This window comes from Sorangium sp. So ce204 (genome assembly GCF_051526795.1).
In the GTDB taxonomy this organism is placed as follows: Bacteria; Myxococcota_A; Polyangia; order Polyangiales; family Polyangiaceae; genus Sorangium; species Sorangium cellulosum_B.
The window spans coordinates 9,507,379-9,530,832 of sequence record NZ_CP150317.1 but is presented as its reverse complement, the minus strand read 5'-3'; the positions used below and the strand labels follow the sequence as shown (position 1 = coordinate 9,530,832).

At 69.0% G+C, this 23,454-nt stretch carries 25 protein-coding genes; 16 read left to right on the top strand and 9 right to left on the bottom strand.

Annotated features, from left to right (window positions below; translation table 11 throughout):
• Positions 1-20: 20 nt before the first annotated feature.
• Both WMF22_RS35715 and WMF22_RS35710 read right to left on the bottom strand, forming a co-directional pair.
• Positions 21-299: a hypothetical protein gene (locus WMF22_RS35715; protein ID WP_438032651.1), complete on the bottom strand. Its 279-nt coding sequence runs from the start codon at positions 297-299 to the stop codon at positions 21-23.
• 212 nt (positions 300-511) lie between these two features.
• Positions 512-1,153, bottom strand: a complete 642-nt coding sequence (locus WMF22_RS35710) for a hypothetical protein (protein WP_438032650.1) — start codon at positions 1,151-1,153, stop codon at positions 512-514.
• 109 nt (positions 1,154-1,262) lie between these two features.
• On the opposite strand from WMF22_RS35710, the gene WMF22_RS35705 reads away from it, so the two are divergent.
• On the top strand, positions 1,263-1,784 hold the full coding sequence (locus tag WMF22_RS35705; RefSeq protein ID WP_438032649.1) for a hypothetical protein: 522 nt from the start codon (positions 1,263-1,265) through the stop codon (positions 1,782-1,784).
• 91 nt (positions 1,785-1,875) lie between these two features.
• Here WMF22_RS35705 and WMF22_RS35700 read toward each other — a convergent pair whose 3' ends face one another.
• Positions 1,876-2,172 (bottom strand): hypothetical protein, encoded by a 297-nt coding sequence (locus WMF22_RS35700; protein WP_438032648.1) that lies wholly within the window; start codon positions 2,170-2,172, stop codon positions 1,876-1,878.
• 104 nt (positions 2,173-2,276) lie between these two features.
• Positions 2,277-2,684, bottom strand: coding sequence for a DUF6968 family protein (locus WMF22_RS35695; protein ID WP_438032647.1), 408 nt, complete (start codon positions 2,682-2,684; stop codon positions 2,277-2,279).
• Between the two features lie 644 nt (positions 2,685-3,328).
• Here WMF22_RS35695 and WMF22_RS35690 point away from each other — a divergent pair.
• The 8 genes from WMF22_RS35690 (at position 3,329) to WMF22_RS35655 (ending at position 9,373) form a co-directional block, all read left to right on the top strand.
• The gene (locus tag WMF22_RS35690) at positions 3,329-3,730 is read left to right on the top strand and encodes a hypothetical protein (protein WP_438032646.1); all 402 of its coding nucleotides are present in this window, start codon (positions 3,329-3,331) and stop codon (positions 3,728-3,730) included.
• Positions 3,731-4,089: 359 nt separating this feature from the next.
• Positions 4,090-4,401 carry an IS66 family insertion sequence element accessory protein TnpA gene (gene tnpA / locus WMF22_RS35685; RefSeq protein ID WP_437294422.1) on the top strand — a complete coding sequence of 104 codons (312 nt, stop codon included), beginning with the start codon at positions 4,090-4,092 and terminating at the stop codon, positions 4,399-4,401.
• Positions 4,398-4,697: an IS66 family insertion sequence element accessory protein TnpB gene (gene tnpB, locus WMF22_RS35680; RefSeq protein ID WP_437294421.1), complete on the top strand. Its 300-nt coding sequence runs from the start codon at positions 4,398-4,400 to the stop codon at positions 4,695-4,697. Before tnpA ends, tnpB begins: the two co-directional genes overlap by 4 nt.
• A 102-nt stretch (positions 4,698-4,799) precedes the next feature.
• Positions 4,800-5,708, top strand: a complete 909-nt coding sequence (locus WMF22_RS35675; RefSeq protein WP_438032645.1) for a pirin family protein — start codon at positions 4,800-4,802, stop codon at positions 5,706-5,708.
• A 96-nt stretch (positions 5,709-5,804) separates the two neighbouring features.
• Positions 5,805-6,200: a GFA family protein gene (locus WMF22_RS35670; RefSeq protein WP_438032644.1), complete on the top strand. Its 396-nt coding sequence runs from the start codon at positions 5,805-5,807 to the stop codon at positions 6,198-6,200.
• A 105-nt stretch (positions 6,201-6,305) separates the two neighbouring features.
• Entirely contained in the window at positions 6,306-6,680 is a 375-nt protein-coding gene (locus tag WMF22_RS35665; protein ID WP_012239228.1) for a BlaI/MecI/CopY family transcriptional regulator, read from the top strand.
• Positions 6,677-8,107, top strand: a complete 1,431-nt coding sequence (locus WMF22_RS35660; protein ID WP_438032643.1) for a M56 family metallopeptidase — start codon at positions 6,677-6,679, stop codon at positions 8,105-8,107. Before WMF22_RS35665 ends, WMF22_RS35660 begins: the two co-directional genes overlap by 4 nt.
• Positions 8,108-8,305: 198 nt before the next feature.
• A complete protein-coding gene (locus WMF22_RS35655) occupies positions 8,306-9,373 on the top strand; it encodes a hypothetical protein (RefSeq protein ID WP_438032642.1) in 1,068 nt (355 codons plus the stop codon).
• A 64-nt stretch (positions 9,374-9,437) separates the two neighbouring features.
• On the opposite strand, the gene WMF22_RS35650 is transcribed toward WMF22_RS35655, so the two are convergent.
• The 3 genes from WMF22_RS35650 to WMF22_RS35640 all read right to left on the bottom strand — a co-directional run bounded on the left by WMF22_RS35650 (position 9,438) and on the right by WMF22_RS35640 (position 11,849).
• Positions 9,438-9,968 carry a hypothetical protein gene (locus WMF22_RS35650; protein WP_437294416.1) on the bottom strand — a complete coding sequence of 177 codons (531 nt, stop codon included), beginning with the start codon at positions 9,966-9,968 and terminating at the stop codon, positions 9,438-9,440.
• A gap of 492 nt (positions 9,969-10,460) precedes the next feature.
• On the bottom strand, positions 10,461-11,144 hold the full coding sequence (locus WMF22_RS35645; RefSeq protein ID WP_437294415.1) for a hypothetical protein: 684 nt from the start codon (positions 11,142-11,144) through the stop codon (positions 10,461-10,463).
• A gap of 108 nt (positions 11,145-11,252) precedes the next feature.
• On the bottom strand, positions 11,253-11,849 hold the full coding sequence (locus tag WMF22_RS35640; RefSeq protein ID WP_438032641.1) for a hypothetical protein: 597 nt from the start codon (positions 11,847-11,849) through the stop codon (positions 11,253-11,255).
• Between the two features lie 576 nt (positions 11,850-12,425).
• Between WMF22_RS35640 and WMF22_RS35635 the strand changes: the two genes are divergently transcribed.
• The 6 genes from WMF22_RS35635 (at position 12,426) to WMF22_RS35610 (ending at position 19,494) form a co-directional block, all read left to right on the top strand.
• Positions 12,426-13,139, top strand: coding sequence for a hypothetical protein (locus tag WMF22_RS35635; protein ID WP_437294413.1), 714 nt, complete (start codon positions 12,426-12,428; stop codon positions 13,137-13,139).
• A gap of 19 nt (positions 13,140-13,158) precedes the next feature.
• Positions 13,159-13,668 carry an RNA polymerase sigma factor gene (locus WMF22_RS35630; RefSeq protein ID WP_157907086.1) on the top strand — a complete coding sequence of 170 codons (510 nt, stop codon included), beginning with the start codon at positions 13,159-13,161 and terminating at the stop codon, positions 13,666-13,668.
• A complete protein-coding gene (locus WMF22_RS35625; protein ID WP_438032640.1) occupies positions 13,665-14,438 on the top strand; it encodes a DUF4384 domain-containing protein in 774 nt (257 codons plus the stop codon). The genes WMF22_RS35630 and WMF22_RS35625 overlap by 4 nt, the downstream gene beginning before the upstream one ends.
• Positions 14,435-16,024, top strand: a complete 1,590-nt coding sequence (locus WMF22_RS35620) for a caspase family protein (RefSeq protein WP_437294411.1) — start codon at positions 14,435-14,437, stop codon at positions 16,022-16,024. Before WMF22_RS35625 ends, WMF22_RS35620 begins: the two co-directional genes overlap by 4 nt.
• Positions 16,025-16,448: 424 nt before the next feature.
• Positions 16,449-18,026: a leucine-rich repeat domain-containing protein gene (locus WMF22_RS35615; protein ID WP_438032639.1), complete on the top strand. Its 1,578-nt coding sequence runs from the start codon at positions 16,449-16,451 to the stop codon at positions 18,024-18,026.
• 145 nt (positions 18,027-18,171) lie between these two features.
• A complete protein-coding gene (locus tag WMF22_RS35610; protein ID WP_438032638.1) occupies positions 18,172-19,494 on the top strand; it encodes a ferritin-like domain-containing protein in 1,323 nt (440 codons plus the stop codon).
• 129 nt (positions 19,495-19,623) lie between these two features.
• On the opposite strand, the gene WMF22_RS35605 is transcribed toward WMF22_RS35610, so the two are convergent.
• Entirely contained in the window at positions 19,624-20,706 is a 1,083-nt protein-coding gene (locus tag WMF22_RS35605; protein ID WP_438032637.1) for an SBBP repeat-containing protein, read from the bottom strand.
• Between the two features lie 1,244 nt (positions 20,707-21,950).
• Between WMF22_RS35605 and WMF22_RS35600 the strand changes: the two genes are divergently transcribed.
• The gene (locus WMF22_RS35600) at positions 21,951-22,628 is read left to right on the top strand and encodes a DNA alkylation repair protein (RefSeq protein ID WP_437294407.1); all 678 of its coding nucleotides are present in this window, start codon (positions 21,951-21,953) and stop codon (positions 22,626-22,628) included.
• A 272-nt stretch (positions 22,629-22,900) separates the two neighbouring features.
• Here WMF22_RS35600 and WMF22_RS35595 read toward each other — a convergent pair whose 3' ends face one another.
• Positions 22,901-23,086 (bottom strand): hypothetical protein, encoded by a 186-nt coding sequence (locus tag WMF22_RS35595; RefSeq protein ID WP_437294406.1) that lies wholly within the window; start codon positions 23,084-23,086, stop codon positions 22,901-22,903.
• Positions 23,087-23,454 lie beyond the last annotated feature (368 nt).

The following is a 23,454-nucleotide window of genomic DNA, read 5'->3' as shown; positions in this document are numbered from 1 at the left end:
AACCGGCCCCGACGGGCTGATCACGATGGCGTTGGTCGGGCGGTTACGCCTTGCGCGCCGGCGCCGCCCTGGCCGCCGTCGCCGCCCTGACCGCCGCCCCCGGCGCCGTCGCCGCCCCCGGCGCCGTCGCCGCCCCCGGCGCCGTCGCCGCCCTGGCCCTCGCCGCCGTGCCCACCGCCGCTCGTGGTGCTCGGGTCCGTGGGCCCAGGCTTCGGCTCCTCGGCGCCGTTCTCGCAGCCCGCGCTGGCCGCGGCCAGCCAGGTGCCGAGCATCACCGCCGGGATCTTCAACGTTCGCATGAATTTGCTCTCTCGCTTCAGGTGGGCGCGGACAGAGCAAGACGGGAGCCTGCGCTCGAGGCCTCCTGGAGAGGCGTGAGATTCCGGGGAAAGTGCCCGGCAAGCCAGGTGTTGCTTGCGCCGAACCTGCTCAACTTGAGCAGACTCGGACCAATCCGCCATAGCCCGGGGGCCTCGTCCACGTAGCCCGGGGGCCTCGTCCACGTAGCCCCTCACGGGCGCCACGCTCCCTTGTACCATCTGTGCATGAGCGCGTCGGCCGGGCCACGGGCGAAGACATCGATGCGGCCGTCGCCCCAGGACACGGCCCCAGGGCCGGACGCCATGCCCCCGCCGAGTGACTTCCAGGCGCGAGGCCGTACCTCTTCGAGCCGCTCCAGGGACCTGCTCTCGACTGGCGTGTGAATTACGCGAGCCTTTTTCAAGAAATATGCCCAGCGCTCCGCATCGTGGCCCGCATGCGCGAGCGCCATATCCAGATAGGGGTTGGCGACCTGCGAGAACTCGTGATTTGCTCGCTCGAGGAGCACATCACGGCTCGGGACATCGAGAGGCAATAGCTCAGGCCGATGTGCAGGAAATGTCATGTTGATAGAACCAAGTTTCGCTATCTGGCCGACGAGCAGCGGAAACCCGATGTTCAGTGTTTCCTGCAGCCGCCGCGCCATCTCGCGGATGCGCGCCTCCGCGGGGGCACAGGTGTTGACGCTCAGGCTGGCCGATGGTCCGCCGAGCAGGCAGCTTGATGGCCATCGAGGGCGTGCGCGGTTGCGGTCAAGGAGAGCGATGGCCATCGTTCGGTGTTGAAAGTCAAACTGGTTGATGCTCTCTCGCTCGGGCTGGCTGATGGCCATCGCGACGGTGAGCGGGTGTCGGTCACGGGCGTGATGGTCGGCTCATCGCGTCCTGAGCGCGAGCTTCACGGGCCTCCTGGAGCTCGTTCGCGAGGCCGACCCCGAGAAGGTGATCGCGAAGGTGACCGCCCCCAGGGCTGTCGCCGACGCCGTCGAGACGAGCCCGCTGTTCGAACGGGCCGAGCGGGACCCCGCGCTCGAGGCCGTCCTCGAAAGCTTCCACGATCCCAAACGTCTTGGGGGCCTCGGTGCCAAGGTTCAGACCCCGCCCGACCTGGTGGAGCGCATCCCCGAGCTGTCGCGCTACGCCACCGTGGGAGAGGTTCGCGACGCCATCGAGCAGGAGAAGGTCTGGGCCAAGCGGTCGGCGCTGCGGAAGCAGGACCCCCTCGAAAGCGGCGTTGGGCTCGTGCGGCTCGGCGTCAGGATCCATCCGGGCGAGTGGACCAAACTTGAGCTGATGCATGGCCGGAAGAGGTGCCGTCACCAGATCCGTGTCCTGAGCATCCGCGTACCGCGTGCTGCGCTGGAGGAGGCGCTCAAGTCCACGGAGGACAAGGGTGACGACGAGGGGGCCAGCCACGGATATCTCCAGGTGCTCGATGGGATTGTCTACTTCATGATCCAGTGATCCCGGCCCTCATCCGAGACCCGACGATCGACATCCGCGGTCACACCGACCGCACCGAGCACTGGCTCTCCCATGGGACCCGTCAGTGAGCTCAGTCGCCAGCGTGCTGGGCGCAATAGTCGTGTTTGCCGGGTCCGGCATTTACACACCCCAGAAGACATACCTGCTCGGAAATGACCTTACAGCCACCATTTGTTTTCTGCTGCCACGTCAGAAGAACCTTGCCGACACAGTAATATCCGGAACCATGTTCGCATAGCGCCTGCGCCGTCTCCTCGTACATTTCGACGTCACCGTTCACGTTGGTGTCATCCACAGGTGCACCAACGCACGCTGCGAACGTAAGGAAGGTGCCCAGACTGAGCGCAACGATTGACGTCAGCTTCATAGCTATCTCCCGGCTGTTTCGGAGAGCGTAGCTCCCCCTTGTGCACGTGGAGCTGCAAGCGGGCGTGAGCAATCAGGGGATGCCGGGGCCGTTCGAGCAGGCCGTCAGCCCGCAGGTCCCTGCCCCCCGCTCGCCTTCCTCTCATCCACGAGCGTCTGGATCTCCTCGTCGATGAGCTGCTCCATCCTCTGGGAGAACGCGAACCCGAAAGCGTAGTGCATCAGCTTCGGGAAGCCCGTATCCCCCGGCTCCCCTCCCTCCCAAGAAACGCGAACCCCAGAAGCTTCGAGCGCATACCGGATGGCATGGAGGGCGTTGAGCACGGCTGAAACGCCATCGACGCCGAGACCTCGATCCGACCGAGGCTCGGGGATGCCGACGATGGTGAACGGGCACGCCCATTCTCCGGGCTGCGCCTCCACAGGCCGGCCGATCGTCACAGTTACGGAGCGGCCGGGGTCGTCAACGACGGTGAGGCGACGTTCCGCGATGGGGTCATCTATGGGGACCATGGGACGCAGCTTGCCGCTGGTTCCTGGGACTGGTCAAGCGGCAGCCCTCCGCTAATCCCCGAAATGCCAGTTGCACCAGTTGATGCAGGCGATCATGCCCCCTTTTGCAGCCAACCAGCATGTCGCTCTCATGCGTGGGTCAGGTAACCCCCGGCAAAACTGCTCCATCGCGAGCTGGCCGTTCCTACAGGCAGCAACTCACTCGCTGTAGGACGCGGCCATCTCAGCTTCCTCAACCGGCTCTCCAGGCTCATCCACCTCTGGCGATGCTCCACATCCCATCGTCGTCGCCATCCCCGCAACTCCCAGCAGACCCAGCACGCACCGCAGCCGCCTCATGTGCTCCCCCCGAGGAGCACACGTGGAGTCCGGCCCCTGGCCACGTCAAGGACGAGCCTGCCAGGCTGTTCAACGCCCTTCTTCTCGTCTCTTCTGCGTGAAATCTTGACGCAGGTACGCTGTAATTGCCTGGTTGTTCGATTTCATACGTCATACATCTTGACGTACATGGCTTGTGCTATTTGCAGTCACCCCGATCGCCTTGAGATCGAGCGGACGATTCGCAACGGGCTTTCCTACCGGCGTACTGCCCGGAAGTATGGCTTTCGGACCATAACATCGTCGGCAAGCACAAGCATGTCTGCATGCCGGGTGCCCCCGTCGTCCCCATCTCCCAGTACGAGGGCGAGGAGGACGAGACGCCCATCGTACGGAAGAAGCGTGCTCCCCTGACGTCCACGCCTATCAACCTTGAGGGCCTGACAGCCAGGCAGCGTCTTGAGGTGCTCCTGGGGGTCACCGTCGCGGTGATCAACGAGGGCCCGACGTTCGTCCGCCTCCAGGCCATCAAGGACGCCAAGGCCCTCATCTCGGACATCGACCAGTTGGACAAGGTCGAGCAGCCTGCGGCCCAAAAGGGTCCTGACGCCTCGGCCCTAACCGCTTCGATCCTGGACAAGCTCGACAAGCTTCAAGGTTCGGCGTCCCAGACCGACGCCGAACCGACTTCACTTCCTTCAGAGAGCGCCGCCCCCGCGGTTCATTGAGGTCCTTGGCCTATGTCGTTCATGTAACTACCCCAGCGGCACGAGCAACCTGGTCGACAGCCAGGGGCGGCAGCAGGTGATGCCAGCCGTCGCGGCTGACCGGTCCCTTCGAGTCACGGTCCAGCAGCCGACCGCATCCCCGAAGCCCGCTCGGATCGCTAAATAGCCGATCCTGATTCGGGAACGCCAGCAATTCCAAGTACTTGAACGTAAAGCTTGCAGGTCGGCCTCTCCGTGCGCTCGTGGGCGTTGTGAACGAACCCACTACGAGGAGGAGAGGCCGATGGGGAGAATGTTCGTAAGCGCTGCACGAAGCGCCGTCTCCCCCTGGCCGCGCTGTCCAGTTCATGATGGCGTGCATGACAAGGACGAAGGCGACCGAAGTGATGTGGTCCGAGCGCGTTCGGGCGTGGCGCGAGAGCGGTGAAACGGCGGAGGCGTTCGCACGGAGCCGCGGATTTGCGGCCTCGACGCTGCACGGCTGGTCGAGCCGGCTGTCGCGGACCGAGCGGCCGCGCTTTCTGCGGCTGGTGCCGAAGGCGCCCGCCGTGACGAGCAGCGCTTCGGAGCTCGTCGTCGAGGTCGGTGGCGCGCGCGTGCGCGTGGCAGCGGGCTTCGACGCCGCGCTGCTGGCCGACGTGGTCCGGGCCCTCGGCGGAGGCGCGCGATGATCCCGGCCGGCGTGCAGGTGTTCGTCGCGCTGGAGCCGGTGGACATGCGCTACGGCTTCGAGCGGCTCTCGGGGCTGATTCGCGAGCGTGTGGGGTATGAGGCGCGCTGCGGAGCGCTGTTCGCGTTCATCGGCAAGCGGCGGACCAGCATCAAGATTCTCTTCTTCGACGGCAGCGGACTCTGCCTGTTTTCAAACCTGCACAAGCGCGGCGTAGCACTCGAGCAGCGCGACGGCGGCCGAGGTGGGCGCGCGGTGCGGCCTGCCAGGCGCTGGCCCGGGGTGACGCGTGGGTGACGAGCCGCTACACATCCGGAGCTCGTCTTGGGTTAGGGTAGCGATCGCTGGACCGAGGCGACGCCCCGCGCACCCCCGCCCAGCGCCGCGAAGGAGCCCCCGATGAGCCGTTACGCCGACCATGAACCCGCCTGCGTGGACTCGCCCGCGAACGCGATCGAGCTCGTCATCGACGCGCGCGCCCGCGATCTGGGCGGCTTCTCCGTGCGGCGCGTGCTGCCGTCGGTCCGCCGCCGGCTCGTCGGCCCGTTCGTCTTCTTCGACCACATGGGCCCTGCGCGCTTCGCCGTGGGACAGGGCATCTCGGTGCGCCCGCACCCGCACATCGGGCTCGCGACGCTGACGTACCTGTTCGAGGGGGAGATCCACCACCGCGACAGCCTCGGCACGGCGCAGCCGATCCGGCCGGGCGACGTCAACTGGATGGTCGCCGGGCGCGGCATCGTCCACTCCGAGCGCGGCGACCTGGCGCGCGAGACGCGCCTCCACGGCGTCCAATGCTGGCTCGCGCTGCCGATCGAGCACGAGGAGGACGCGCCCCGCTTCGAGCACCACCCGGCGGCGACGATCCCCGTCGTCACCCGGGAAGGCGCCGTGCTGCGCGTGATCGCGGGGGAGGCCTACGGCGCGCGCTCGCCGGTCGGCGTCCTGTCGCCGACGCTCTACGTCCACGCGGAGCTCGACCCGGGCGCGACGCTCCCGCTGCCCGAGGAGCACGCGGCGCGCGCGGCCTACGTGATCGACGGGTCGGTCGGCTGCGAGGGCCAGCGCTTCGGCGAGGGGACGATGCTCGTGTTCCGTGCGGGAGCGCAGCCGGAGCTCCACGCGCTCTCGCAGAGCCGCGTGATGCTCCTCGGCGGCGCCGCGCTCGAAGGCGACCGTCACATCCTGTGGAACTTCGTCTCGAGCTCGCCGGAGCGCATCGAGCGCGCGAAGCAGGACTGGAAGGCAGGGCTCTTTCCCAAGGTGCCGGGCGACGACATCGAGTTCATCCCGTTCCCCGACGGGTGAGGGGGCGCGAGGGCCGGAGCGGCGCTCCCAGGCGCTGCGTTCGAGGGAGGCCGGAGCGGCGCTCCGAGGCGCCGCGCTCGAGGGAGAAGACGGGCCATGTTGAACGGAGCTTGTTACTGCGGTGCCGTGCGCTTCGAGGTCGACGACGCGTTCGGCTACGCCTTTTACTGCCATTGCTCGAGGTGCCGGAGGCGCACCGGCGCCGCCTGCGCCGCCATCGGCGGGATCGAGATCGACAGGCTCCGCGTCACCGCGGGGCGGGAGCACTTGCTCCGGGTCGGCGAGTCCGAGGACGGGTACCGCTGCGTCTGCAAGCAATGCTTCTCGCCCGTGTACGACGTCGTCCGCGAGCAGCGGTTCGCGCACGTGCAGCTCGGCACGCTCGACGGCGCGCCGGCGAAGAAGCCCGATCACCACATCTACGTCGGCTCGAAGGCGCCCTGGCATCAGATCACCGACGCCCTCCCTCAGTTCGAGGAGCTGCCGGCGTAGCCCGCGGCCCGACCCGGCCCCGGGATCCCGCCGGCCGCCGCCCCGGAGCTCACGCGACTACATTTGTAGTTGACGGGCGGCCGCTCATGAACGACACTTGTCGTCGTGGGAACCGAAGCGCTGACCGATCTGCAGCTCGCGGTGATGAAGGCCCTCTGGGCCGTCGGGGAAGGCTCCGTCGGGGACGTCGTCTCGGCGATGGCGGAGGACGGGCGGGAGCTCGCTCCCACGACGGTGGCGACCTTGCTGCAGCGGCTCAGCCAGCAGGGGTGGGTGGAGCGCAAGAGGTCTGGCAGGCAGTTCGTGTACCGCGCGTCGGTCGATCAGAAGGAGGCGGCCAGGGGCGTTCTCCACCGCGTGCTGCGCTCGTTCTTCGGCGGCAGGGCCTCGGCCCTCACCGCGCAGCTCCTGGAGTCGGAGCAGCTCAGCCCTGAAGAGCTCGAGGAGATGCAGCGGCTGATCAAGGAGAAAGGCGCGTGATCCTGGCGCTCCACCTGCTCGCGGGGCCGGGCGCCTGGCCCGGCATGGCGGCCCTCTGGCTGGCGCTGCTGCTCACCTGTTCGGTCCATGTCGCGGTGTGGACCGGGGCGGCGGCGCTCGTGGCTCGCAGGAGATCCCTCTCGTCCTCCACGCGACACCTGCTCTGGAAGATGGCGCTGTTCGGTCCGCTCGCGACACTGCTGCTCGCGGCGGCGATGTCATGGGCCTTCGAGCGCGCGCCCGGAGACACGGCATCTCCTGGAGAGATCGCCGTCCTGTCGCTCGAGGACGCCCCCGCGCCGGCGGTCCTCGATGCCGCACGAGAGATCAGCGGCTCAACCAGGGAGAGCGCCGGCGCCGGCTCACCGGCGTGGCCCGCCGGGGGAGGCCACGTGTGGAACCTGCTCGCCGCGTGTACGGCCGGAGCGGCCGCGCTGGGGCTGCTGCGGTTCGCCTCGTCGGCGCTGCTGCTGTGGCGTGGGCTCCGCGGGCGCAGGTCGGTGCAGGACGCGCGGCTGCTCCAGCGGCTCGATCGGCTGCGCGCCCGGATCGGAATGCGCCCGGTCGCGCTGACCGAGAGCGCCGGTGTCGGCAGCCCGCTCGTCATCGGAGCCTCCGAGATCTGCATTCCGCTGGCGAGGCTCGCCGCCCTCACCGACGCCGAGGTCGACGCCGTATTCGCGCACGAGCTGGCGCATATCGAGCGCCGCGACGGGCTGTGGTTTCCGGCCGCTGGCCTCGTGCAGTCGGTCCTGTGGGTGCATCCGCTCGTCCACTTGGCGTCGTCCCGCTTCCGCCAGACAGCGGAGCTCGCCTGCGACGATCGCGCCGTCGAGCTCACGGGGGATCCCCTTGGTCTGGCGCGCGCGCTGGTCCAGGTCGCGTCGGGCGCGTCGCTCGCCCCGCGGCGCGCGCTGGTCCCGGCCATGGCGCGTTCGGCGGGCGCGCTCCTTCCGCGCGTCAGGCGCCTCCTGGATGCGGGGAGCCGGGCGCGCTCCACGCCGAGCCCTCGGGGCCGGCGGCGGGCCATCGCCAGCCTCGCCGCGGCCGGCATTGCGGCTGCAAGCCTGAGCGTCCAGGTGGCGCGCGCGCGGCCGCCGCTGCTCGCGACAGGCGCGGGCGGTGCGCTCGCCCGGGATCGCGGCGCTGCCCTCGACGCGACAACATCGCCGCCCGACGCAGCCGCGGCGAGCGAGCAGATGGCCGAGCTCGCGCGCCGTGAGCGGGAGATCGAGGCGCGGCTCGAGGAAGCGCTGCTCCTCCCCGACGCGCAGCGCGCGGACACCCAGGCTGCCGTGCGGGTGCTCGAGCTGCGCCAGGAGCTGAGGCACGCGCGCGCCGCGAAGGCCTGGATCGAAGAGCGATTCGTCGACGATTGGACAACGTGGGAGAGGCGCCCGCGGGCGTCCGGCAGCGCGCCTCGGTAGCGCGCTCCGCACACCGCACGGGCCTGTCCAGAACAGGCCAAGGAATCCCCCTCATTTGCCGCCGTTTTTCGGCGGGGAAATTGAACAGAAAGGCGGGGAGACAGGGAGTATTTGAGAATTTTTCCTCCCCGTCTCCCCGCCTCCCTGTGAATTTCCCGAAATAAACTGAGGCGATGCCTCGGCAGAACAGGAGCTGACATGTCGATCATGAACAGGACGCCTCGCGCGCGGCGCACGGCTGCGCGCGCGGCGCGTGCGGGGTTGACCGCCCGGGCGCTGTGCGCGGTTGCGACGATCGGGCTGACGGCCGCCGGCTGCGCGCGCGCGGAGGTCGTCACCCTGGAGCGCACGGGACAGCCCATCACCGTCCACAGGCCAGCGCTGTATCCGGAGACGATCGAATTCGACAGCAGCAGAGGCAAATTCCTTGTGAGCTCGTTCAGGGAGGGCGCGATCTACGCGGTGGACGGCGATGGCGGCGTCTCCCGTGTCGTCGACGATCCACGCCTCTGCTCGGTGCTCGGCATCGCCGTGGACGTCGAGCGGGGGCGGCTCTGGGCGGTGAGCTCCGATCTCGGCGCGAGCATCAAGCCGTCTTCCGCGGGGCCAAAGAACCTGGCCGCCGTGGGCGTCTACGATCTCTCCACGGGCAAGGCCATCCACTACGTGGATCTCGCGCCGCTGTCCCCCGGCGCTCACCTCGTGAACGGCATCGCCCTGGACTCGGCCGGCAACGCCTACGTGACCGACAGCTTCTCGCCGACCCTCTACAAGGTCGATCCGCAGGGGAACGCGGCCGTTTTCCTGCGAGACGAGCAATTCACCGGCGAGGGGATCAACCTCAACGGGGTGGTCGTCCACCCCGATGGCTATCTGCTGGTCGTCAAGAAGAGCGATGGCACCTTGTTCAAGGTGCCCCTCGCGAACCCCTCGCGGTTCGCCAGGGTCGATGTCGCCGAGCGGTTCGTGGGCGGAGACGGGCTGACCCTGGTGGGGAAAAAAGATCTCGTGGTCGTCGCGAACCAGGCCGCCGGCGTCGCGTCGAACGCCGCGTTCTCGCTGTCGAGCGAGGACGGCTGGAGCACCGCGAGGTTGCGCGCGGTAGAGCGGCTCGGCGACGTCTATCCGACGACCGGCGTGCTCCGGGACGGAAAGCTCTATGTCATCCACAGCAAGCTGAACGAGCTCATCCAGTCGTCACCGGAGCAGCGAGAGCGGCTGCGGGTGGAGGCGACGATCCAGCAGATCGGGAGCGCAGCGCTGTAGCCGCGGCGCGCCTCGCGGCCGGATCGAGGCGGGCGGGTCCTGCGGGGCGCGCCTTGCGGCGGCGTCAGGGCTGGTCTTCGCCCTGGCCCTGGCCGTCGTCGGTGTTGCCGAGGTCGGGGCATTTCTGCGCGATGACGTCACACGCCGCGACGGGGGCCTCGAGCGCGCTCATCGCGGAATCGCAGCTGAGCGCTCGGACCTTCTCGGCGTTTGCCAGCATGCACGCCTCGTACTCGGCCACCGTCGCGGTGCAGCCGACGCGCGACTCGGCCGGCGGCAGACAGCTCGGCGTGGCCGTCTCGTCCGCTCGCGCCGCCGGCTGCTGGCCATCGGCCAGGCATTTGTCCCTCACGACGGTGCACGCCTGCCCGACCGTGGACCACAGGAGCCCGACGAACTCGCAGGTATCCTGCCTGGTGAGCACGAGGTTCGGCGTGAGCGATTGACACGTGGTGTCTTCGTCCGCGGTCGTCAGGTCCTTGAGCTGCTTGCTGCTCAGCGCGGCGGGGATCGGAGCGGCCGCCACATCCTTGCCGCCCCAGAGGACGAGCGACAGGAAGGCCGAGAGTGCTCCGAGTCGAATCAGTCGATTCATTCGTTCTCTCCCTTGTACGAGCGGCCGGCTCCGGCCGCGGACCGGCTCGGAGCAACCGACGTACCCGGGGCCGCGTTGTGCACGACGGGGCCGCGCGGGCCTCCGCCGCCGCCCGCGGCGCGACGAACAAGGACCAAGCGCTCATGGGTCTTCCAGGCTTCCCTCCTTCACGACCGCGCGCTCTGGCGAGATCCCATCCAATCCACCCTGGCCGCCCGCCCTTCGGTGTGTGTGCGCGCGCGCTCGCCGGCGCGGGCAGGATGGGTACAGGGCCGCTCGCCCCACCATGGCGTCGGTGGGCTCACAGGGGACGGCGCTCTGGCGCTCGGACGAAGCGGATCGGACGACGTGAAGTCGAGCCATCCGGCGCAAGGACGAAAGGGAGAGAAAATCCTGGCTCTCCTGGCGGCCTTGGCGTCCCGGTGAAGCCCCGGCACGCGCCGGCCGCGGCGAGCGCCGCGCCGGCGCGAAGGGCGGCCGGGGGCGGGGCCGTCAGAAGAGGTCCCGCTCTCCGCCCGGATACACGAAGGAGCTGCGGGGCGAGTACCACGAGGCGCTCTTCACCACCTGGATCGGGCTCCCGGGCCGGAGCGCGTACACCGGGTGATCCTTCGCGAGGAACTCGACGGCGAGGAGCTCGTACGGGTCGGCCATGTCCGCGATATAGGGGTAGTTGCCGGCGACGAGCCGCCCGTCGACCTTCGTCACGTAAGCGAGGTGGCCGCGCGCGACCACGCCGATCTTGTTGCCGACGAGCGCCCTCGTCCGGATGATGGGCACGCCGTCGACCGAGGTGGTCGCCACGAGCTCTCTGCCGTGCAGCTCGAGCGTCGTCGCCCCGGGCGACGCCGGCACGCCGCGCTCGCGCACGTACCGGCGCACCGTCTCGGAGGAGTTGACGTAGTGCGTGAAGAACCGGGCCGGGCTCGCGCCGTCGGGCGTCGTGTGATCCGCGAGATCCAGCCCCAGGTAGGTGAGCGAATAGGCGCCGAAGCCGGAGGTCTGCTCCGGTTTGTCGACCACGTACTGGTTCATGTAAATGGCCTTGTTCTCCGCCGGCCTGATCCCGTCCGGCAAGAGCGCCGCGGCGGCGGCCGGATCCGCTGGGACCCAGCTCGAATAGAGCATACGGCTGTCGACGACCATCTGCGGCGCGGCGAGCTTCGACTCCGACATGGTGCTTTCCTTCTCCCCCCGGGGAGACGAGCAGTATCACAACTCGACGCCCCGCGACGCACGAGCCGCCGGGCCGACCCCGCGGCGAGCGCCGCGGCGCCCGGGCCGCTACTGGACGAGCGAGCAGACGTAGAACCGCTTGTTGTCGCAGTAGTCGCCGCTGCACTCCACCGCCGTGATGAACCGGTTCGTGCCGAAGTGTACGTACCACTCCTCCTCCGACAGCCAGTCCGACCAGGAGCAGCCCGTGAGGCGCCCGACCGCGGGTTTGGTGCACTCGAGCGAGATCTCGTCGCAGTAGCTGTCCGCGCAGTCGATGCCCGTCACGATGCCCTTGCTCCCGCGGCCGCCGAAGCAGTAGCGCACGTTGTCGCCGAGCTCGAACGCCTCGCAGCTGCCGCCGCTCGGGCCGTCCGAGCACACCACCTCGCCGAGATCGCTGTCCCCCTCCTCGGAGAAGTAGCTCGTCCAGTACCTGCTGTAGATGTCCAGAGAGCTCCAGGAGGGCAATCCGTTGCAGTGCAGCGCGACCTCGTCGCAGTAATCCCCCCAGCACGCGAAGCCGGTGGCGGCCTCAAGGCCGGGACAGTACGCGGGGACGTCTTCTTCCGAAACATAGCTGGTCCAGCCAGCCTGAGCGGGAGAGGCCGCCGCGATCGACGCAAGCGCAACACAGCCTCCGAACAGCAGGGCGATCTTGTTCATGACAGCAAGGCTCCTTTCTCAGTCGTGTCGGCAGGGCGTCGTCGGGCGGGCATCGGCCGGAGGATTCCGGCCAGGCGTGCGTAGGTCGGGGACCTCCACGCGGCCTCGCCGTCTGCGTTCGAGCGCCTGCTGGAGACGTGAGTTAGCAACCGACGCGCCACACGCCGCGAGCGCGCCGGGCGCCGGCGTTCACGGGGGTGCAGGAGGAGATGCGCGCGGCGCGCGGCGAGCGGCTTGAGCCAGCTTCGCGCAACTCGAGCGGCGTCGGCCCGAGCTGGTTTGGTTGGATGGTGGAGGAAGAAAAGTTTGTTTGTACTGTAAAAATGAACAATCGACATCGACCGTGCCCAAACCGCGACCCCTGCGGTCTCTCCAGGTCGAAGGGGCCAGCGAAGGCGGGTCTTCCTCCGGGGCGCCGCGCTGCACGGAACGGCAGGCGCCAGGCCACGCATCCAGGAGAGCTCCGTGGGCGGCGCGACCGCACCACGGCGGCGAGGGCGCGCGCTGCGCCCTCTCGCGGATGGCTGGTTTGCTCGTTCACCGTTGCTTGTTGTTCTTTTTTCAAGGAGAAGTGTCATGAAGCATCGTTCGATCGTCTCTTTTGTGCTCCCGCTCCTGCTCGCCGCGTGCGGCGACCCCCACGTGGGCTCCGACTACCCCGGCGAGGCTCTGCTGACGGTGCGAGGCACGATCGCCAATGAGCTCGACGAGGCGCCGGCGGGGCCGGTCGACGCCGTGCTGGTCTGGAACATCGAGCAGGTCGGCAGCGGCAGCGAGAACTTTCCCGTCCGGGCGACGGCGGTCGGGAGCTTCCCTGCGAGCTTCACGCTGTCGATCCATGAGCCCCCTCCGGAGAGCGGGCTCAACGATCTCAGCGAGGTCGGCCTCGAGGACACCAGGGTCGGCATCGGCATCATCGTGGCGGCGCCGAGCGAGGTTTATGCCGACTCGGAGAGCAGCTGGCTCGGCGTCGATGAGCACCACGTGATCGTGTACGTCGAGAGCGAGATGGACGAAGACGGCGCCTGGTCGAACCTCTTCGGCGGGCCGCTCGCCCCCGGGTACCACGTCATGGATGCGGTCCCCCGCACGCCCGGGAGCGACGTGGATGCAGAGATGCAAGCGGCCTTCGACGCCTGCGACGCCGCGGCGACGACGGAAGCGGAGCACCTGGCCTGCGGGGGGTATGACGTGAAGCTCAAGATCCGCCCCGCTGCGGGCGGCGCGAGCTCGGCGCTCACGGTCCGCATGGCGCCGCAGGAAGATTTGGAGTTCCCGGACTGGCACTGATCGTGGTACACGCTCGGACGTGGAGGATCGCGAGGCGCTGGTGTCGCTGATCGAGGCGGCCTACCGGCAGCATGGGCACCTCGTGCTGCGCCGGGCGCGGCGGCTCCTCGGGAACGAGCAGGAGGCGCGGGAGATCCTCCAGGATGTCTTCGCCTCCCTGCTCGGCGAGCCCGGGCAGCTCGACGGCAAGGGCCCGATGGTGGGCTGGCTCTACGGCGCCACCACGCACGCATGCCTGAACCGCATCCGCGATCACAAGAACCGGCTGCGGCTCCTCGACACCCACGTCGCACCCCTGCAGCAGGAGAGCGCGGCGGCGTCCGCCGAGAACGCCCTCCTCACGCGGGAGCTCCTCGCGCAGCTCCCGGGCGACCTCGCGCAGGTCGCCGTCCACTATTACTCCGATGAGATGACCCACGAGGAGATCGCGCGCGTGATGGGCTGTTCCCGCCGGCACGTCGGCAATCTGCTGGAGCGGCTGAAGGCCACGCTCTCCGACCGGATGAGAGAAGGGAGTTCGAGTCCATGACGCCAGCGCGACCCGAAGGGTGCCTCTCGGAGCTGAAGCTCGACGAGCTCTTGGCGGGCCAGCTCGACGCGGCCGCGGCGCAGGAGGCGAGCGCGCACGTGGCTGGCTGTTCGCGGTGCTCGGCGCGGCGCTCCGAGATGGAGGCGGCGCGCGCCTCGTTCGCGGCGTCGGCGCCGCCCCTGCGGCTCGCCCGCGGCGCCTCCATCCCGGAGCGCCGCGCCAGGGAGAAGATCCGCCCGCCGCGCCGGTGGCTGGCGCCCGCGGCGGCGAGCGCGCTCGCGGCGGCGGCGGCGGCGCTCTTCTTCTTCCGCTTCCATGCCGGGCCGGAGGGACGAGACGCGGAGATCCCCGGAGAGCGCATCAAGGGCGCGGAGCACATCGGCTTCTACGTCAAGCGCGGCGGGAGCGTCCTGCCCGGCGGGGCGGGCGAGAGGCTGCATCCAGGCGACGCGATCCAGTTCACGTACTCCAGCGCGGAGGCGCGGTATCTCGTGATCCTGAGCGTCGACGGGGCCTCCCAGGCGAGCGTCTATTACCCGAGCGGTCCTGTCGCGGCGCGGATCGAGCCTGGCCGGGAGGTCCTCCTCCCCCAGAGCACGGTGCTCGACGAGACGCTCGGCACCGAGCGGATCTTCGGGCTGTTCTGCTCGGAGGCGATCGCGGTCGAGCCGCTCCGGGCCGCGCTCGCGGCGCACCCCGGCGCGCCGCCCGCCCCGCCGGGCTGCGACGTCGACGCGCTCACGGCGGAGAAGGTCGCGGCGTCGCCGTGATCCGCCGTCGCAGAGCGGCGCTCGCCGCCGCGGCGTGCGGGCTGGCCGCGGCCGCCGCTGCGGCCCCGGCCGAGGCGCGCATCGAGCGCTTCGCGGTGCTCATCGGCAACAACGCCGGAGAGAAGGGCGAGGTCGAGCTCCGGTACGCGGAGGACGACGCGTCGAAGATGTACGACGTGCTCAAGGACCTCGGCGGCTTTCCCCCGGCGAACCTGGTGCTCCTGCGGAGCGAGGGCGCGGAGACGGTCCGGCGCACGCTCATCACGATGAACGACCGTGTCCGCGCGGCCATCTCGAGCCCGGACACCGATGTCCTTTACCTCGTTTATTACTCCGGCCACGCCGACGCGAACGCGCTTCACCTCGGGCCGACGCCCCTCTCGCTGACGGAGTTCGAGCAGCTCGTCCGCGGCTCGGCGGCCTCGGCGCGGCTCTTGATCGTGGACTCGTGCCGCTCCGGGGCGCTGACGCGCGTCAAGGGCGGCACGAGCGCGCCCCCCTTCGTCATCAAGCTCGATCAGCGGCTCGCCGGGCAAGGGATGGTGACGCTCACGTCGAGCTCTGGAAACGAGGACGCTCAGGAGTCCGATGAGCTCAAAGGGTCGTTCTTCACCCACGCGCTCGTCTCGGGGCTGCTCGGGACGGCCGACGCGGATCGAGACGGCGCCGTCTCGCTCGAGGAGGCGTACCGCCATGCGTACGAGAGCACCTTGCGCGCGACGAGCCGCACGTGGGCCGGGGCGCAACACCCCACCTTCCGTTACGACCTCCGCGGCCAGGGCAAGCTCGTCCTGACCGAGCTGCCTGTCCATGCGTCGCTCCGGGGTGTGCTCCGCTTTCCTGCCGGCAGGGCCTACCTCGTGATGCGAGACTCCAGCGAGGGCGCGGTGGTGGCCGAGGTGGGCGCGAGCGACGCGACGCGGACCGTCAGCCTGCGCCCTGGCCGTTACTTCGTGCGGGGGCGAGGCCCCGACTTTCTCCTGGAGGGGAGCGTCGACGCCGGGGCAGGGCAGACGATGGATGTCGGCGACGAGCGATTGAGCCGCGTCATGTTCGCCCGGCTCGTGCGCAAGGGCGGCGGCGTCCGCGAGGTCGCGCACGGGCCGGTGGCGGGTTATCAGCTCAGGACGCCTCTTGTCCCGGGGGATTCGCTCTGTCACGGCGGCTTCGTCGGCTATGGGATCGAGCTCCAGCACCTCGGCGTCGCGCCCCGGCTCAGCGCGTGCCGCAGCGCCTTCCAGAACGAGCACCTCACGGCGAGCAATGATGAGCTCGGCCTGGACGTGCGCCTGTCCCGCTCCCTGGATCTGCCCGTGATCAGCCTCGGCGTCGGGGTGGACGTCGGCCTCGCCGTCATGAGGCAGCGGTTCGAGACCGCCGGGCGCGCGCCCGACCGCCATGGCCTGGCAGGGGCGTTCGGCGTCGATGCAGGGGTGAACATCGATCTGGCGGAGCGCTTCTACCTCGGCGTCGAGGCGGCGGCGCAGACGTACGTCTTCAATCAGCGACGCGCGGGAAGCGACGAGGGCGAGGTCGGCGCCGCGGTGGCCATGCGGCTCCGCGTGGGCGTGGGCATGAGCCTTTGACGCGGGCCGCGCTCCTGCAAAATTGCCGCGTCGCGATTGCGCACTTTCGGCGTTGCCCCGGGGTCTTGACGCAGGATCGGAGTGAGCTCAACGTCGTGGCATGGGGAAGCCGTGGCGGATGGGCGTGCTTGCGCTGATGGCGCTCGCGCCGGCTTGTGATGGCCGGATTGTGCGTGACGTCGAAGAACCGCCGGCGGGAGGAGGCGAGGTCGGATCGACGGCAGGAACTGGCGGTGCCGGCGCCACGTCATCCAGCTCGGGCGACCCCGCGGTCGTCGCGAGCGCCAGTTCAGGCGGTCAATCCTCGGGAGGTGGGCCGAGCGAGCCGGACGCAGGCGCAGGCGGGGACGGAGGCGCAGGCGGGGACGCAGGCGCGGGGGGCGCTGCGCAGGGGTGCGAGCCGGGCCGTTCACTCGGCGGCGTCTTGAATGCCAATGGCCAGGAGGATCTCGAGAAGCTGCGCGGTGTTTCCGTGCTCAATGGCAGCCTCACCATCGGCGGGGAAGTCTCCGATCTGTCCCCGCTCGCGTGCCTGACGACCATCACGGGCCGCCTCGATATCAACGACACATTTCAGCTGTCTACCCTGGACGGTCTCGACGCCCTTTCCTCCATCGGGATGCGGCTGGAGGTGATGCGGAACCTATCGCTGCTCAGCCTCAGCGGACTTTCGAGCCTGCGACAGGTCACGGGAACCATCGACATCCGTGAAAACCCGCTCCTCGAGAGCATCGCCGGCGTCGGGGTGAACGTACGTGAGCTGCACGTGATCGACAACGATTCGCTCGAGTCCTTGGCAGGCCTCGAAACCATGGAGGAGGGGGAGCTCTGGATCGAGGGCAATGACCGGCTCGCGACGCTGGACGGGCTGGGGAACCTCCGCCGAGGGAGCCTCACCGTCATCGACAGCGACGCGCTGACCAGCCTCGAGGGCCTCGGAGCCGTCGAGGAGCTCGATGAGCTCGCCATCTCCGAGAGCGACGGGCTCGCCAGCCTGGAAGGTATCGAGCGGCTCACGAGCGTCGAGCACCTCTTTTTGTGGAAGAATCGGCAGCTGAGCTCGCTGCGCGGCCTCGACGGCCTCGTCCAAGCGGGGTTCATCGAGATCGGGTTGAACGAGCGTCTCGTGGACCTGACCGGGCTCGCGGCGCTCGAGACCGTCAACTCTCTCGAGGTCAGCGGCAATCCCTCGATGGTCAGCCTCGACGGCATGCTATCGCTCCGCGGTATCCAGTATCTCACCGTCAGTGGGAATCCCGAGCTCGTGAGCGCCGGCGCTCTCGCGCATGTTCCCTCGGGCGAGGACCTCATGCCGGCGCTTTACTTCTCGGGCAACCCCAAGCTCACGCGCATCGATCTCGGCGGTGTAGCGCACCTGCAAATGTTCTCCGTCTCCGGCTGTGACTCCCTGTCGGATCTGTCCGATCTCGCCGGCGTCACCCAGCTGGCGGCTCTCGGCGTAAGCGATAACGCCGGACTCATGAGCCTCACGGGAGTCGAGCAGCTCTCGGAGCTCGATCAGCTGTCGATCAGCCACAATCCTCGGCTCACGGATCTCCGACCCCTGAGCGGCCTCCGCAACATATACGGGATCGGAATCACCGGTAATCCTGCGCTCACCACCCTCGACGGGCTCGGTTCGCTCAGCGAGGGCAACGGCGTGACCGACAGCGTGACGCTCGAGGACAACGATGCGCTCGTGGACATCGACGCTCTGCGTGGCCTGGTCCACGTGCGCCAGCTCACCATCCAGGACAATGACGCATTGCCTGCGCTGACCGGGCTCGAAGACCTGGCCGAGCTCTCCTGGCTCTTCGTCGAGGGGAACCGGTCGCTCGCGACGCTTCGCGGCCTGGGAGCTCGAACGATCGCTGCTTGGATGCGGATCGCGCACAACGACAGCTTGCCGAGCTGCGAAGTCGAGGCATTCATGGATGGCCTCTACTGGCGGCCCGAGAGCACGATCGAGGAGAACAACGGTACCGGGACCTGCTCGCCCTGAGCCGCGGGGAGGTCAACGCCGCTGTTGACGCTCGACACCGACGCGCACCCATCTCTGTGTCAGGATGTGCCGGCTGTTCTGGCACAGAAGCGCTGAATCCCCAGGAATCTCGTGTCTGGCATGCTTGCTGCTCACAGGCAGCGCCATGACAATGACATCCTTCTCTTCGGCTCAATTTCGGATCGCGCTCGCTCACCAGCTGACCCGCGCGATACTCACCTCGGCGACGCTCGGCATGGTGGCTGGAGGCGCCGCGTGCAGCGGCGATGTCGTCCGGGACCGCACGTCGGGCGAAGGTGGCGGCGGCCTCGCCGCGGGAAGCGGCGGCCGCGCCTCGGACGACGCGAGCTCGGGATCGCGTGGAGAGGACGACGCGAGCTCGGGATCGCGTGGTGAGATGGACGGGCAAGGCGGCGGCATCGACGGTGGCCCCGTGTCGACGAGCTCGGGTGGTGTCTACTATGACACCGTCGAAGGCAGCCATTGCATTCCGCGGGAGGAGGTCAGCGGGCAGGGCGGTGCCGGGGGGGTTGGCGGCGCGGGGGGCCAGGGCGGCGCGCCCGCGAGCCCGTGCCCGCCTGTCGATCCTTTTGATAGTAAATATCATTTCCCGCGCAGCGGCTGCGGAGCCTACGAGATTGGCGAGGGCGTCCTTCGAGATGGCCAGTGCTGCTACGAGTACATTGCGGAATGCGCCTCCGTGGGCCGGCCGTTCGTCGTGGGCGAGCGCGCCCGCACCGCGCGGGCAGCGCGGCGCGAGGCGGGCGCGTGGGGCGCAGCGGCGCGCCCGGACGTCGCGCAGCTGACGCCGGCAGACCGCGCCGCGCTGGCCGATGCGTGGCTCCGCGACGCCTTGCTCGAGCACGCATCCATCGCCTCGTTCTCGCGATTCGCCCTGGAGATGATGGCCGTCGGCGCCCCCGCCGCGATGCTCGCCGCCGCGCACGAGGCTGCTCTCGACGAGGTGCGCCATGCGGCGCTCTGCTTCGGGCTGGCGAGCGCGTACGCGGGAGCGGCGCTAGAGCCCGCGCCGTTCGAGTTCGGCGGCCTCGTCGAGGTCAGCTCGGATCTCCCCGAGATGGCGGCGCGCGCCGTCCGTGAAGGCTGCGTCGGCGAGACGCTCGCCGCCGTGCAGGCCAGCGAGCAGCTCGCGCACGCGAGCGACGCCGCGGTCCAGAGCGTCCTCGCGATGATCGCCGAGGATGAGGCCAGGCACGCCGAGCTCGCGTGGCGCTTCGTGGCCTGGGCGCTCCAGGCGGGCGGCGATGCGGTGCGCCGGGCGGTCGCTGCGGCGTTCGATGCCGCCCTCGCCGCGCCTCCGCCGGCCGCCCCGGCACAGGCCGCTCCAGCCCTGGCCGCGCACGGGCGGCTCGAAGGCGCCGCCCTGGCCACCACGTGGCGCCGCGCGATCGCGGACGTCATCACGCCGGCCATGCGCACGCTGCTTTCGGCCCAGCACCGCGGGTGAGAAATCCTGCGAGAAAAGCCGATTGAGAATGAGCCGTCGCCGGAAATTCAGGCGCCACGGGCCGGGAGAGTTGCGCCGCTGGAGACGCTCAGCGTAGTCCCGGCGGCCCGTCGGGCGGACGGCCCAGGGTCATTCGGCGGGCACGTGCAGGACGAATGGGTCCGACGTGGTAAAGAACACGCCGGTGTACCCGGCGACGTACAGATCGCCGTCGGCGTCTGCGGCCGCGGCGAGCGCCGTGTCGCTGCGCGGCGTCCCGATCTCCTTGGTCCATTGCGCTGCGCCGCTCGCGTCGAGCTTGCGCACGTAGACGTCCTCTTCGCCGCTGCTCGTGGATCCCACGAGGTAGACGTCGTTCTTGCCGTCGATGGCCAGGGCAAAGCCGTAGTCGTAGGACGCATTGCCGGCGTGGTGAGTCCATGACGTCGCGCCGTCTGCGTCGAACTTGCGCACGAAGGCCTCCGGGGAGCCCTCGCTCGGGCCGCCGACCTCGCCGGCGGTGCTGCCCGCAACATAGAGGTTCCCGCTGCCGTCCACGCGCGCGGCGAAGACGAAGTCGTTCTCCGTCGAGCCGAACTGCCGAGTCCATGACGTCGCTCCGCTCGAGTCGAGCTTGCGGACGAAGGCGTCCCGCTGTCCTCGGTCCGAGTCTGCGACGACGCCACCGGAGGTGTATCCGCCGACGTAGGCGTTGCCGCTGCCGTCGACCGCCACGGCCATGGCTTCGTCCTCGTCTGGCCCACCAAACAGCTGAGTCCACGCTGGCGCGCCGTTCGTGTCGATCTTGGTCACGAACGCCTCACCCGTGCTCTGGTCGCCGCCGTAGCTGGTTCCGGCAACATAGGCATTTCCTTGGCCATCGACCGCCAAGGCGTTTGCCGACTCCGAACGCCACGTGGCAAGTTGCCGTGTCCACAGCGTCGCGCCGCTCGAGTCGAGCTTCCGCACGAACGCGTCGCCGAAGCCTCCGCTGGCACCTTCGAGCCCGCCCCCCGTGGTTCCAGCCACGTAGACGTTGCCGCTGCCGTCGACCGCCACGCCCTTGGCGTGGTCGTCGCTCGATGTCCCAAAATGCTGAGTCCACACAACGGATCCATGCGCATCGAGCTTGCGGACGAAGGCGTCCGACTCACCGCCGTCCGCGAGCGCGCCGTAGGCGTTTCCCGCGACGTAAACGTTGCCGCCGCCGTCGACCGCCACGGCAAAGGCCACGTACCAGCCCTCCGAACCGAATCTGTAATAAGGGTCGGCGCATACGGCATCGGCGGTTGCTGTTCCGGGGGTCGCCACACCGCCCTGTGGCCATGAGCTCGAAGCCGGCGCGCAATCCGTGAAGGGCGTGCACGCGCGCACGTTTTGCATCGTCGAAAAGGTACCATCGCCGCAGATCACGCACTGGCGGTCGCTGGTGTCGGTGCCTTCCTTCGCGATGTACTGACCCGGGGGGCATCGCGACCACGCCTTGCAGCTGTTGCTGGGGTCCCCGTCATGATCGAACGAACCATCAGGACAGATCTTGGGTCTGTCGTCCGGCGCGCCACCTGCTCCTCCGTCGCCGGGCGTTCCGCCTTCACCCGTGGCTCCGCCCGGCCCCACGCCGCCTTCGCCGGTTGCTCCGCCCGGCGCCCCTCCGCTGCCGACCGAGCTACCCGCGGCGGCGGTCGTGTTCCCTGCGTTGTTCCCGAGGCCGTCGCTCCCGCCCGTTCCTCCGCTCGATGTTCCGCCGCCTGTCGCTCCGGTGCCTTCCGAGTGGCCTGTGCCTCCGGAAGAAGGGTGGGTGTCCTCGTCGTGGACGATGCTTCCGCAGCCGGAAAGGACGATTCCGCCGAGGAGCAAGCCGCTGACCTGGCGGTACGCTGGCCGCTGGCGATCGTGGTTGGAATGCATACTGACCCCACTGCCCCCGCGCAGCGCGAGCGCTGAAGTATCGTACGCCACTCTGCTGAGGAAGTCGGCGAGTTCTTCGAGCAGGATCGCGCTTTCAGTGTGATTGACAGGTTGTGGCACTGCTGCTCGCGGCGATCTGCGGGTGTCATGGGGCGAGCGCCCCTGCCTTCCGCGATCCAATGCGAGGGTGGGAGGCGGCTGCCGCCGCCTGACGCCTTCACGCTGAGCGCAGCGCTCGGGCTCACGGGGAAACCCTCCCCCCTCGAGTACACCTGCGACGGGAAGGACTTTCCTTTCAGCGGCATGCCACGACCTCCGACGCTCAGCCGGCGGCGTTCGCCGTGCCGCCCGCGGCGCCCTGAGCCGCCCCACGCTTCGCGGTGGGGCGCGGCGCCCTTCACGCCCACCGCGAGCACCCGAAAGAGCTACGAGACACGCTCTGGTCGTCCGCGCGGGGGCACGCCGGCCCTCCTGGAACAACGGCGCTGGTTCAACAACCAATCCGCGTCGCCACCCGAGGCGGCGCCGCGCCGCTGGACGGCGCCCGCGGATGCGGTTAGCTCCAGATCATGAACCTCACCGACGTCCTGCGGGAGCTCGCCGCGCTGAGCAACGAGAAGATGCGCGAGGTCAACGCCCGCGCCGGAGACGCCCACGGCGTGAACCTCACCCAGCTCCGCGCGCTCGCGAAGCAGCTGAAGACGGACCACGCCCTGGCCGGCGAGCTCTGGCGCACCGGGGACCCCGACGCCCGCCTCCTGGCGACGCTCGTGTTCAAGCCAAAGACCTTCTCGGTGGACGAGCTGGACGCGATGGTCCGGGAGATCGACTATCCCAAGCTCCTCGACTGGTTCATCGTCAACGTCGTCAAGGCGTCGCGGCACGTCGAGGAGCTGCGTGTCCGCTGGAAGGACTCCGCGAGCGAGCTGGTCGGGCGCGCCGGCTGGAGCCTGACGACGGACCGCGTCGTGAAGAGCCCAGCCGGGCTCGATCTCTCCGCGCTGCTCGACCAGATCGAGGCGGAGATGAAGGCGGCGCCAGGCCCGAAGCAGTGGTCGATGAACCACTGCCTCGCCGAGATCGGCATCCACAACCCCGGGTCGCGCGCCCGCGCGGTGGCCATCGGCGAGCGGCTCGAGGTGCTCAAGGACTACCCGGCGTCGCCGGGCTGCACGCCGCCGTTCGCGCCGCTCTGGATTGCGGAGATGGTGCGGCGGCAGAAGGCGGCGAAGACGCGGGGCAAATGAAGGGGGGCGGCGCGCCCCGCTCCCGATGGCGTGAAATCGGCATGCTCGCGCGCCTGCGCTCGGCCCGCCGCGAGGCGAGGCGCGACGCGACGGGGGACAGCAGAACAATCCAATTGCAACAGGAGCAGACTGCGCCGGGGGTAAGGTCAAGCGCGCACTCCCGTGCTGGATGATTCCATGATGGTCTGTCAGACCATCGCGCGCCGGCATCGGGTGCACCGAATTGGCGCGGACAGATCTTGCGCATTGCGATGCAGCACACTAGACTCCGATCAACGAGATGCAGTCACGGGATAGGTGACTTGAAGCGCCGTCTGTGACGAGCTGATCGCGTGCTCATCGTGACTGGTGCGACGCTCGCGCTGGCGTTCGCGGCCGGGCTCGCTGCCGGAAGGATCGGACGAGGCACGCGAATGGGCGGCCAGCTCGATGTCCAGGCACGACAGCTCGACATCCATACAAGGGAATTCAACTTCTACACGTGAGGGGCCGAGCGAGCGCTCGCGCCGCTGCAGCGGTGCATGGCGCCATCCGACTTGGTATCAACCGGCGCGCGTCGCGGCGTGCCGTTACAGGCGAGTCGACATTCCCCGATCGGTTCACCCTCCCTTCTCCCTCGACGCGGACAAGCCGCATCCATCGAAGCGGACGGGCCGCTGGCAGGCATCACACCCACAACAGCAAGAGGATGTAGAATATGCGAACACGGTCATTAGCAACAGCTTTCCTCGCGTGCGTCGCCCTCGCCACTGCGAGCTGCGCGATGGACGCGTCGGACGGAGATGAGTCGGACGGCACCGAGGAGACCGGTGACGCGACGTTGGCC

Coding starts and splice junctions, on each gene's coding strand:
- WMF22_RS35715 (WP_438032651.1), bottom strand. CDS start 299: ATGCGAACGTTGAAGATCCCGGCGGTGATGCTCGGCACCTGGCTGGCC.
- WMF22_RS35710 (WP_438032650.1), bottom strand. CDS start 1,153: ATGGCCATCAGCCAGCCCGAGCGAGAGAGCATCAACCAGTTTGACTTT.
- WMF22_RS35700 (WP_438032648.1), bottom strand. CDS start 2,172: ATGAAGCTGACGTCAATCGTTGCGCTCAGTCTGGGCACCTTCCTTACG.
- WMF22_RS35695 (WP_438032647.1), bottom strand. CDS start 2,684: ATGGTCCCCATAGATGACCCCATCGCGGAACGTCGCCTCACCGTCGTT.
- WMF22_RS35690 (WP_438032646.1), top strand. CDS start 3,329: ATGCCGGGTGCCCCCGTCGTCCCCATCTCCCAGTACGAGGGCGAGGAG.
- tnpA (WP_437294422.1), top strand. CDS start 4,090: ATGACAAGGACGAAGGCGACCGAAGTGATGTGGTCCGAGCGCGTTCGG.
- tnpB (WP_437294421.1), top strand. CDS start 4,398: ATGATCCCGGCCGGCGTGCAGGTGTTCGTCGCGCTGGAGCCGGTGGAC.
- WMF22_RS35675 (WP_438032645.1), top strand. CDS start 4,800: ATGAGCCGTTACGCCGACCATGAACCCGCCTGCGTGGACTCGCCCGCG.
- WMF22_RS35670 (WP_438032644.1), top strand. CDS start 5,805: ATGTTGAACGGAGCTTGTTACTGCGGTGCCGTGCGCTTCGAGGTCGAC.
- WMF22_RS35655 (WP_438032642.1), top strand. CDS start 8,306: ATGTCGATCATGAACAGGACGCCTCGCGCGCGGCGCACGGCTGCGCGC.
- WMF22_RS35650 (WP_437294416.1), bottom strand. CDS start 9,968: ATGAATCGACTGATTCGACTCGGAGCACTCTCGGCCTTCCTGTCGCTC.
- WMF22_RS35645 (WP_437294415.1), bottom strand. CDS start 11,144: ATGTCGGAGTCGAAGCTCGCCGCGCCGCAGATGGTCGTCGACAGCCGT.
- WMF22_RS35640 (WP_438032641.1), bottom strand. CDS start 11,849: ATGAACAAGATCGCCCTGCTGTTCGGAGGCTGTGTTGCGCTTGCGTCG.
- WMF22_RS35635 (WP_437294413.1), top strand. CDS start 12,426: ATGAAGCATCGTTCGATCGTCTCTTTTGTGCTCCCGCTCCTGCTCGCC.
- WMF22_RS35625 (WP_438032640.1), top strand. CDS start 13,665: ATGACGCCAGCGCGACCCGAAGGGTGCCTCTCGGAGCTGAAGCTCGAC.
- WMF22_RS35610 (WP_438032638.1), top strand. CDS start 18,172: ATGACAATGACATCCTTCTCTTCGGCTCAATTTCGGATCGCGCTCGCT.
- WMF22_RS35600 (WP_437294407.1), top strand. CDS start 21,951: ATGAACCTCACCGACGTCCTGCGGGAGCTCGCCGCGCTGAGCAACGAG.
- WMF22_RS35595 (WP_437294406.1), bottom strand. CDS start 23,086: ATGGATGTCGAGCTGTCGTGCCTGGACATCGAGCTGGCCGCCCATTCG.